This is a genomic window from Pseudomonas sp. 43(2021), assembly GCF_017490805.1.
Classification (GTDB): Bacteria; Pseudomonadota; Gammaproteobacteria; order Pseudomonadales; family Pseudomonadaceae; genus Aquipseudomonas.
The window spans coordinates 140,756-147,207 of sequence record NZ_JAFGYJ010000014.1; the positions used below are offsets into that span (position 1 = coordinate 140,756).

At 65.2% G+C, this 6,452-nt stretch carries 6 protein-coding genes; 5 read left to right on the forward strand and 1 reads right to left on the reverse strand.

Translation table 11 applies throughout. The features are described from left to right. Positions 1–19 precede the first annotated feature (19 nt). The 4 genes from J5M71_RS14410 to J5M71_RS14425 all read left to right on the forward strand — a co-directional run bounded on the left by J5M71_RS14410 (position 20) and on the right by J5M71_RS14425 (position 4,200). The gene (locus J5M71_RS14410; RefSeq protein ID WP_207833007.1) at positions 20–1,000 is read left to right on the forward strand and encodes a tripartite tricarboxylate transporter substrate binding protein; all 981 of its coding nucleotides are present in this window, start codon (positions 20–22) and stop codon (positions 998–1,000) included. Positions 1,001–1,199: 199 nt separating this feature from the next. Then, on the forward strand, positions 1,200–1,658 hold the full coding sequence (locus J5M71_RS14415; RefSeq protein WP_207833009.1) for a tripartite tricarboxylate transporter TctB family protein: 459 nt from the start codon (positions 1,200–1,202) through the stop codon (positions 1,656–1,658). Between the two features lie 3 nt (positions 1,659–1,661). Continuing rightward, the gene (locus tag J5M71_RS14420) at positions 1,662–3,176 is read left to right on the forward strand and encodes a tripartite tricarboxylate transporter permease (RefSeq protein ID WP_207833012.1); all 1,515 of its coding nucleotides are present in this window, start codon (positions 1,662–1,664) and stop codon (positions 3,174–3,176) included. Further along, positions 3,169–4,200 carry an AbrB family transcriptional regulator gene (locus J5M71_RS14425; protein WP_207833014.1) on the forward strand — a complete coding sequence of 344 codons (1,032 nt, stop codon included), beginning with the start codon at positions 3,169–3,171 and terminating at the stop codon, positions 4,198–4,200. The genes J5M71_RS14420 and J5M71_RS14425 overlap by 8 nt, the downstream gene beginning before the upstream one ends. A 120-nt stretch (positions 4,201–4,320) precedes the next feature. On the opposite strand, the gene ung is transcribed toward J5M71_RS14425, so the two are convergent. Next, complete coding sequence (gene ung, locus J5M71_RS14430) at positions 4,321–5,013, reverse strand: uracil-DNA glycosylase (protein WP_063913189.1); 693 nt, start codon at positions 5,011–5,013, stop codon at positions 4,321–4,323. Between the two features lie 126 nt (positions 5,014–5,139). Here ung and J5M71_RS14435 point away from each other — a divergent pair, with 126 nt between their 5' ends. Next, positions 5,140–6,246, forward strand: coding sequence for an enoyl-CoA hydratase/isomerase family protein (locus J5M71_RS14435; RefSeq protein WP_207833016.1), 1,107 nt, complete (start codon positions 5,140–5,142; stop codon positions 6,244–6,246). The last annotated feature ends 206 nt before the right edge of the window (positions 6,247–6,452 follow it).

Below are 6,452 nucleotides of genomic sequence, written 5' to 3' on the forward strand. Positions count from 1 at the left end.
ACGCTCACGGAGATTGACGATGACCTTTTCACTGCGCCGCCTCGTCCTCGCTACCGGCTGCCTGCTGCTGGCCGGCAACGCCCTCGCTGCCGAACCTAAACGCCCCGAATGCATTGCCCCCGCCTCGCCCGGTGGTGGCTTCGACCTGACCTGCAAGCTGGTACAAAGCGCCCTGGTGCAGGAGAAGATTCTCAGCAAGCCGATGCGCGTCACCTACATGCCCGGTGGTGTCGGCGCGGTGGCCTACAACGCCGTGGTCGCCCAGCGCCCGGCCGATGCCGGCACCCTGGTGGCCTGGTCCAGCGGCTCGTTGCTGAACCTGGCCCAGGGCAAGTTCGGCCGCTTCGACGAGAACGCCGTGAAATGGCTGGCCGCCGTCGGCACCAGCTACGGCGCCATCGCGGTGAAGAGCGACTCGCCCTACAAGACCCTCGACGACCTGGTCGCAGCGCTGAAAAAAGACCCGAGCAAGGTGGTGATCGGCTCTGGCGGCACCGTGGGTAGCCAGGACTGGATGCAGACGGCGCTGATCGCCAAGGCCGCCGGCATCAACCCGCGCGACCTGCGCTACGTGGCGCTGGAAGGCGGCGGCGAAATTGCCACGGCGTTGCTGGGCGGGCATATCCAGGTCGGCTCGACCGACATCTCCGACTCCATGCCACACATTCAGAGCGGCAACATGCGCATCCTCGCGGTGTTCTCGGAAAAGCGCCTGGACGAGCCCGAGATGAAAGACATCCCCACCGCCAAGGAACAGGGCTACGACATCGTCTGGCCAGTGGTGCGCGGCTTCTACCTGGGGCCAAAGGTGAGCGACGAGGATTACGCCTGGTGGAAGCAGTCGTTCGACAAGATGCTGGCCTCGGAAGACTTCGCCAAGCTGCGTGACCAGCGCGAGCTGTTCCCGTTCGCCATGACCGGCGAAGAGCTGGACGGCTATGTGAAGAAGCAAGTGGCTGACTACAAGGCGCTGGCCAGGGAATTTGGCCTGATCCAGTAACACTGGCCGGAGTCACCACAATCCCTGTGGGAGCGGCCTTGTGCCGCGATGGGCCGCACGGCGGCCCCTGTATCAGCCGATGCGATGCTTCAGACAGATCGCAGTGGCAGGTTTGCGGCCGCTTCGCGCCCGATCGCGACGCAAGGCCGCTCCCACAGGATTTGCATCTCGCTTGAGCGATCCCAACGAGGACTCTCTGATGATCCTGCAACGCATCTTCGCCCTGGCCCTGCTGGCGGTGTGCGCCGCCCTGGCCGTGATGGCCTGGCCTTACCAGGCGGCGTTTTCCTATGAACCGGTGGGCCCGCGCGCCTACCCGCTGTTGATGCTCGGCCTGATGGGCCTGGGCCTGCTGTACCTGGTGTTCCGCCCCACGCCCATCGTGCGCAAGGACGACGAGCCGGAACTGGACCGTGAAACCCTGACCAAGATCGCCGCCTGCGTCGGCCTGCTGATCGTTTTCGCCAGCACCTTCGAAGCCCTGGGCTTCATCCTCAGCGCCATCCTGGTCGGCGTGCCCATGGCCCGCCTGTACGGCGGCCGCTGGCTGCACAGCTTCATCGTGGTGGCGGGCATGAGCCTGTTCCTCTACTGGCTGTTCGACCGCGTCATGGACGTGCCCCTGCCCCTTGGCCTGCTGAGCGCACTGGAGAACTGACACATGGATACCTTGAGCTACCTGGGCCAGGGCTTCGGCGTCGCCCTGTCCCCCTACAACCTGGTCACCGCCCTGTCCGGCACGCTGATCGGTACCGTGGTCGGCCTGCTGCCGGGCCTGGGCCCGATCAACGGCGTGGCCCTGCTGATCCCCATCGCCTTCGCCCTCGGCCTGCCGCCGGAATCGGCGCTGATCCTGCTGGCGGCGGTGTACCTGGGCTGCGAGTACGGTGGGCGCATCAGTTCGATCCTGCTCAACATCCCCGGCGAAGCCTCGACGGTAATGACCACCCTCGACGGCTACCCGATGGCCCGCAATGGCCTGGCGGGCGTCGCGCTGTCGCTGTCGGCCTGGAGTTCGTTCATCGGTGCGCTGATTGCCACCTGCGGCATGGTGCTGTTCGCCCCGCTGCTGGCGAAATGGGCAATCGCCTTCGGCCCGGCGGAGTACTTCGTGCTGATGGTGTTCGCCATCGTCGCCCTTGGCGGCATGGCCGGCGACAAGCCGTTGAAAACCTTCATTGCCGCACTGATCGGCCTGTTCCTGTCGGCAGTCGGTATCGATGCCAACAGTGGCGTGTACCGCTTCACCGGCGACAGCGTGCACCTGGCCGACGGCATCCAGTTTGTGGTGCTGGTGCTGGGCCTGTTCTCCATCAGCGAAATCCTCCTGCTGCTGGAAAAGACCCACCATGGCCACCAGGCGGTCAAGGCCACCGGGCGCATGCTGTTCAACCTCAAGGAAGCGGCGTCGGTGTTCATGGTCAATATCCGCTGCGGCCTGCTGGGCTTCATCATGGGTGTGCTGCCAGGTGCCGGTGCAACACTGGCGAGTGCCGTGGCCTACATGACCGAAAAACGCCTGGCAGGTGAAAAAGGCCAATTCGGCAAGGGCGACGCCCGTGGCCTGGCCGCCCCGGAAACCGCCATTGGCGCCTCCTGCTGCGGCGCCCTGGTACCGATGCTGACCCTGGGCGTACCCGGCTCGGGCACCACCGCGGTGATGATCGGCGCACTGACCCTGTACAACATCACCCCTGGCCCACTGTTGTTCGAACAGCAGCCAGACATCGTCTGGGGCCTGATCGCCTCGCTGTTCATCGCCAACATCATGCTGGTGATCCTCAACATCCCGATGATCCGCATCTTCACCCGCATCCTCGCCGTGCCGAACTGGGCGCTGGTGCCGGTGATCGCCATCATCACGGCGATCGGCGTGTATGCCGTGCATGCCACCACCTTCGACCTGTTCCTGATGGTCGGCATCGGCATCATGGGCTATATCCTGCGCAAGCTGGACTTCCCGCTGTCGCCGATTCTGCTCGGCTTCATCCTCGGAGGGCTGATGGAGCAGAACCTGCGCCGGGCGCTGTCGATCTCCAACGGCGAACTGGGCATCCTCTGGTCGAGCCCGATCAGCATGTCGGTGTGGGTACTGACCCTTTGCATGCTGACCCTGCCGCTGCTGCGCATCTGGCGCAAACGCAGCCTGCAGCGCCGGGCGATGGCCGATGCCTGATCGCTGGTTGCCGTTGTTTGTCGCAACCGGGCTGGTCGGCCTTGCTGGCGGTTTTGCCGCCAGCAAGGTCGGCTGGCCTTTGCCGTGGATGGTCGGCTCGCTGCTGGCGATCATCCTGGTACGCTGCCTGACACGCTGGCAGCTGCCGGAAATCCCCAATGGCCGCAAGTGCGGGCAGTGGATCATCGGCATCGGCATTGGCCTGCACTTCACCCCGGCGGTGATCGAGCAGGTGGCCAGCCATTTCGCGCTGATCTTCTTCGGCGCACTGTTCACCACCCTGTCCAGCGTGATCAGCGTATGGCTGCTGCGGCGCAGCGGTGAGGATCGTGCCACTGCGTTCTTCGCCAGCATGCCGGGCGGTTCGGGGGAGATGGTCAACCTTGGCGCGCGCAATGGCGCAGTGCTCAGCCAGGTGGCGGCGGCGCAGAGCCTGCGCGTACTGGCGGTGGTACTGTGCGTGCCGGCGCTGTTCAAGTTCCTGCTGGGTGACGGGGTGCCGTTGAATCACACCGGCAGCGTGAACTGGGGCTGGCTGGCATTGATTGCCCCGCTGGGCATTGCCGCTGCGTTGCTCTGGCAGCGTTTGCGCCAGCCCAACCCGTGGTTGTTCGGGCCATTGCTGGTGGCAGCGACGGTGAGCCTTGCCGGCAACCTGCAGATTGCCCTGCCCAATGGCGCCAGCCAGATCGGCCAGTGGCTGATCGGCAGCGGCCTGGCCTGCCACTTCAACCGGGCGTTCTTCCGCCGCGCACCCTGGTTCCTTGGGCGTACCCTGGTGGCCACGGCGTTGTGCATGGCGATTGCCGGCAGTGCGGCCTGGGTATTGAGCGTGATGAGCGGGCTGGATTTGCGTTCGCTGACGCTAGGGATGATGCCGGGCGGGATTGCCGAGATGAGCCTGACGGCAGAGACCCTGCAGCTGTCGGTGCCGCTGGTGACGGCACTGCAGGTGATGCGCTTGTTGTTCGTGCTGTTTCTGGCGGAGCCGTTGTTCCGGGTGTGGAATGCAACCCCGGAATGACTGTGACGGCCTCTTCGCGGGTAAACCCGCTCCCACAGGGACCACACAGGCCCTGAGGGTAGCGCTGTACCTGTGGGAGCGGGTTCACCCGCGAAGAAGGCGACGCGGTCTTTCAGGTGATCACAGCGGCGGCAATGCCCAGTTGATCGGCGCCAGCCCGCGCTGCTGGAGGAAACTGTTGGCCCGGCTGAAATGCCCGCACCCCAGGAACCCACGGTAAGCCGACAACGGCGACGGATGCACCGACTTCAGCACCAGGTGCTTGGTCCCGTCGATCAGCTTCTGCTTGCTTTGCGCATGCGAGCCCCACAACAGGAACACCACGTTCGGGCACTGCTCGCTGACCACCTGGATGACCCGGTCGGTAAAGAACTCCCACCCCTTCTTGGCATGCGACGCGGCATTGGCGCGCTCCACGGTCATGGTCGTGTTGAGCAACAGCACACCCTGCTCGGCCCAGCTCTGCAGGTAGCCATGATTGGCAATCGGGATGTTCAGGTCGCGCTGCAGCTCCTTGTAGATGTTGACCAGCGACGGTGGCGTGGCCACGCCCGGCTGCACCGAGAAGCACAGGCCATGGGCCTGGCCCGGCCCGTGGTAAGGGTCCTGGCCGAGGATGACCACCTTCACCTGGTCCAGCGGCGTCGAGTTGAGGGCATTGAAGATCAACGGCCCTGGCGGGTAGATCTCTTTGCCGGCGGCGTATTCGCTGCGCAGGAACTCGCGCAGCTGATGCATGTAGGGCTGGTCGAATTCGGCGCGCAAGGCGGCCTTCCAGCTGGGTTCGAGTTTGATGCGATCGTCGTCAGTCATGGGGCCTTCCATAAACAATGGCGCGACACTAGGTAAGCCCTTCCCGCTTGTCAAACGATCCGACCGACGACCGGCATGTTCGGCCAGGCAAGCCATACTTGTGCGATGACTTGCGCGAGGTTGTCCATGGCCATTCATTGCGAGGTACTCACCGGCGCCGATGGCGCCCGCATCGGCATCGCCACCCTGGATGCGCCCAAGGCGCTCAATGCGCTGAACCTGCCGATGATCGAGGTATTGGGCGAACAGTTGCACGCCTGGGCTCGCGACCCGGGGATCGTCTGCGTACTGCTACGCGGCAACGGTGCCAAGGCCTTCTGCGCCGGCGGCGATGTGCGGGCGCTGGTGCAAGCCTGCCGCGACCACCCCGGCAGCGTGCCGCCGCTGGCCGCCACCTTCTTCGCCGCCGAATACCGCCTGGACTTTGCCCTGCATACCTATCCCAAGCCGCTGCTGTGCTGGGGCCATGGGCATGTGCTGGGCGGTGGCATGGGCCTGCTGCAGGGCGCCAATGTGCGCATCGTCACCCCCAGCAGTCGGCTGGCCATGCCGGAAATCAGCATCGGCCTGTACCCGGACGTGGGCGCCAGCTGGTTCCTTGCCCGCCTGCCGGGCAAGCTGGGGTTGTTCCTCGCTCTGACGGGCGCGCCGATCAATGCCCACGACGCCCTTGACCTGGACCTGGCCGACCGCTTCCTGGGCGAACACCAGCAAGATGCGCTGATCGAGGAACTGCTGCAATTGAACTGGCAGGAACAGACCGCCCTGCAACTGAACAGCCTGCTCAAGGCCGAACAGCACCGCGCCTGCGCCGAGTTGCCTGAAGCCCAGTGGCTGCCGCGACGGCAGGTGATCGATCAGTTGCTTGACGTGGCCGATGCCGCCGCCGCCTGGCGCGCGCTGGAGGGGCTCAAGCACCACGACGACCCGCTGCTGGCAGATGCCGGCCAGCGGTTGCATGAAGGTTGCCCGCTGACCGCCCACCTGGTGTGGGAACAAATTCGCCGGGCACGGCACCTGTCGTTGGCGCAGGTGTTCCAGATGGAATACAGCATGAGCCTGAACTGTTGCCGCCACCCGGAATTCAGCGAAGGTGTGCGGGCGCGCTTGCTGGACAAGGACAACCAGCCGCGCTGGCACTGGCCCGATGTGGCGCAAGTGCCGGCGGCGGTGGTCGAGGCGCATTTTGCCAAGGTGTGGGAGGGGCGGCATCCGCTGGCGGATCTCGGGTAGCTTCGAGAGTCTGGGGCTGCTTTGCAGCCCATCGCGACACAAGGCCGCTCCCACAGGTACAGCGATGGTTTCCAATGCTGCGCCGTACCTGTGGGAGCGGCCTTGCGTCGCGAAAGGGGCGCAAAGCGCCCCCGGTTTTCAATTCACCTACCGCTGCCAGTTCCCCCCTTGCCCGTGCCCACGCCGCCCGTCCCAACGCCGGTCAC